Annotated in this window: 4 protein-coding genes; 3 read left to right on the forward strand and 1 reads right to left on the reverse strand. The window is 70.0% G+C overall.

The genetic code is table 11. From position 1 onward, the window contains the following. Positions 1-156: 156 nt before the first annotated feature. From D477_RS20570 to D477_RS22920, 3 genes are all read left to right on the forward strand, one after another. Positions 157-1,074, forward strand: a complete 918-nt coding sequence (locus D477_RS20570) for an SDR family oxidoreductase (protein WP_005275241.1) — start codon at positions 157-159, stop codon at positions 1,072-1,074. 379 nt (positions 1,075-1,453) lie between these two features. Then, on the forward strand, positions 1,454-1,807 hold the full coding sequence (locus D477_RS22915; RefSeq protein ID WP_005275243.1) for a DUF3060 domain-containing protein: 354 nt from the start codon (positions 1,454-1,456) through the stop codon (positions 1,805-1,807). Between the two features lie 112 nt (positions 1,808-1,919). Further along, positions 1,920-2,060, forward strand: coding sequence for a hypothetical protein (locus D477_RS22920; RefSeq protein WP_190273595.1), 141 nt, complete (start codon positions 1,920-1,922; stop codon positions 2,058-2,060). A 13-nt stretch (positions 2,061-2,073) separates the two neighbouring features. Here D477_RS22920 and D477_RS20580 read toward each other — a convergent pair. Next, the coding region (locus D477_RS20580) for an SGNH/GDSL hydrolase family protein (protein ID WP_005275249.1) at positions 2,074-2,695 on the reverse strand (622 nt) is incomplete at its 5' end.

A 2,695-nucleotide genomic window follows, 5' to 3' on the forward strand; every position in this document is an offset into this window, starting at 1 on the left:
GGCGGCCAACACCGCGATGGCCGAAGCGCTGCGCCGGGCAGGCCTGGGCAAGTAGCGGACGGACGGGTTCCGGCTGAACCGGTTCCGGCTGGACGGGCGCGGCCCGGTGGTACAGCAGCCCTGTACCACCGGGCCACCGGACCGTACGCTGAGGGAATGCCTGGAACCCTTGAGGGAAGAATCGCGCTGGTCGCCGGGGCAACGCGCGGAGCCGGCCGCGGCACCGCCGTCGCCCTGGGCGAGCAAGGCGCCACGGTCTACTGCACCGGCCGCTCAACCGCCGGCCGTCGCTCGGAGTACGACCGGCCCGAGACCATCGAGGAAACCGCCGGCCAGGTGACAGCGGCCGGCGGCCGGGGCATCCCGGTGGCCGTCGACCACCTCAACCCGCAGGCCGTGGCGGAACTGGTGCAGCGCATCGACCGGGAACAGGGGCGGCTGGACATCCTGGTCAACGACATCTGGGGCGGCGAGAACCTCGTGCAGTGGGAGGTGCCGGTCTGGGAGCATGACCTGGAGGCCGGGCTGCGCCTGCTGCGGCTGGCCATCGACACCCACCTCATCACCAGCCACCACGCCCTTCCGCTGCTGATCCGCCGTCCGGGCGGCCTGGTGGTGGAGATGACCGATGGGACGCGCGAGTACAACTCCACGCATTACCGGCTGTCCGCGTTCTACGACCTGGCCAAGACCGCCGTGCTGCGGCTCGCGTTTTCGCAGGCGAAGGACCTTGAACCCCATGGCTGCAGTGCGGTGGCGCTGACACCGGGCTGGATGCGTTCGGAAATGATGCTGGAGCACTTCGGCGTGACGGAGGCGAACTGGCGCGACGGTGCGGCGACCGACCCGCATTTTGCTGCCATCGCCGAGTCGCCGCGCTTCGTCGGCCGGGCCGTTGCTGCCTTGGCTGCGGATCCGCAGCTGCACCGCCGGAACGGCGGCTCCTTCTCTTCCGGCAGCCTGGCCCGCGAGTACGGCTTCACTGATGTGGACGGCTCCAGCCCGGACTGCTGGCGCTACTTGGTCGAAGTCGTCGAAGCAGGCCGGCCCGCCGACCCCACAGGCTACCGCTGACCTTCCGCCGCCGGCTCGTTCCAGCCATTTTCCATCCTGCATGGGTTAGCCTTGCGAGCAGGACGGACCCGCTGCCGGGTCCTGCGGAAGGAGAGCACAGTGGATCATCGGCCCGTCCTCCGCAGCGTCCTCGGCGCCGCCGCTCTTGTCCTGCTGGCCTCGGGGTGCACCGGCGATGCCGTGCCGGAGAACACGACGACCGACCTCGGCGCGGCGGTCCATGGCAACGCAGCCTCGGCCATGGAGACCACCGGCCCGGCCGGCGCGGACCCTAAACCGGCGGCACCGCAGACCTCTGCCGCCGGTGCCCCCCGCTTCCGCCGTGGCTGGGGCCAAGGCAGTCCCCGGGCCGGTCCTCACAAACGGCCAGGAACGCAATGTGGTGCTGAAAGGCCAGGAAGTGGAACTGCATTGCGACGGTGGCGGCAGCATCGACATCGAGGCGGACGACGTGGTCCTGGCAGTGACCGGCTCCTGCCAGGAAATCGAGGTTATGGGATTCGGCATTACCCTCGACGCCGAGGGAGTCGACAAGCTCGATGTGTCCGGCAGCGGCAACACGGTCAGGGCCGCCGATGCCGCGGAGCTCAGGGTCGACGGTGCGGACAACAGCATCATGCTCGGAACCGTCGGCGAGATCGATGCCGAAGGCGCCGGGAACTCGATCAGCTACCGGGCCGGCGGTTCCGAGATCGCAGACGAGGGCAGCGGCAACACCATCTCCACCGGCTGACGTGCGGGGGCGGCGGCGCAACCTGCACGCCGCAGCCGCCGCGCAGCAGGGGTGACCGCCACCACCGAAGCCGCTGCCCGGCGTCGTACGCGGCCGTGGCTAAGATACTGCTGTGGTTAAGGTTGTTGGAAAGATCCAGCCCGTGGAGATCCGGGAACTCGAGGCGGAAGGCGAGGACTTCGCGTCCGCCAAGGCGGCGTTGGAAAGCCAGGTTCCGGAAGGCTGGCGGCTGATCCAGGTTCTGTCGGTCTGACCTGCGCCGGCGGCTACTCCAGCGCGGCGATGACCCGGTCGGCAATCGCCTGGTGCCCGCGGTCGTCCACATGGGCCTGGTCCGGCAGCACCATGTCCACGGTAAACACATCCGGCTCCAGCAAACTCACGTAGGTGGCATCGACCGCTTCCGCCGCGTCCTGGACCGCCGCATCGATGGCGCGCACCGTCTGGTCCACGGGGCCCGGAGTGGACGGCCCGACGGCGACCAGCCGGGCCCGCGGAAGTTCCTCACGCAGCGCCTCATACAGCCCGTTGATGGCCTGGACCGTGCCGCCCGGATCGACCGCGTAGGTGCTGAAGTCGTTCTGTCCTCCGGAGACGACGACGATCCGCGGCTCGGCCTCCAGCACCTCGCCCACGCGGTTCTGGTACTCGGCCTCCCCCGCGCTGGTGTGGTACCCGGTGCCCGAGACGCCCAGGTTGACTTCCTCCCAGCCCAGTTCGCCGGCCACCAGCGTGCTCCAGCGCTGTTCCGGCGCCGACGCGCCGATGCCCTCGGTGTAGGAGTCACCGAGGAAGACGGCGACCGGCGGCTCCTCGGGCTCCTGCGTCTCGGCTTCGGCTGCCTCCGTGGTCTGCGCGGCCGTGGGCGTCTCCCGCGGCGTCGGCTGC

Origin of the sequence: Arthrobacter crystallopoietes BAB-32, from assembly GCF_000328305.2 — a bacterium.
GTDB lineage: Bacteria > Actinomycetota > Actinomycetes > Actinomycetales > Micrococcaceae > Crystallibacter > Crystallibacter crystallopoietes_A.